This window comes from Seonamhaeicola marinus (assembly GCF_008085455.1).
Map to the genome: position 1 here is coordinate 1 of NZ_VSDQ01000073.1, position 287 is coordinate 287.

A 287-nucleotide genomic window follows, 5' to 3' on the forward strand; every position below is an offset into this window, starting at 1 on the left:
AAAGAAGAGTATAAAAGCAGAGTAATTGCTGCTCTTACAGAAGAATTTGGATATCAAAACGTAATGCAAGTTCCTAAACTAGAAAAGATAGTAATATCAAAAGGTGTAGGTGCTGCAGTTGCTGATAAAAAGTTAATTGACTACGCGTTAGAAGAATTAACTACCATTTCAGGACAAAAAGCAATAGCAACAATGTCTAAAAAAGATGTTGCGTCGTTTAAATTACGTAAAGGTATGCCAATTGGAGCTAAAGTTACTTTACGTGGCGAAAGAATGTATGAGTTCTT

Annotated in this window: 1 protein-coding gene; it reads left to right on the forward strand. The window is 33.8% G+C overall.

The window, feature by feature from the left end:
* Window positions 1–287: large ribosomal subunit protein uL5 (rpl5, locus tag FUA24_RS00460; RefSeq protein ID WP_148539596.1), on the forward strand; the 287-nt coding region annotated here is incomplete at both ends.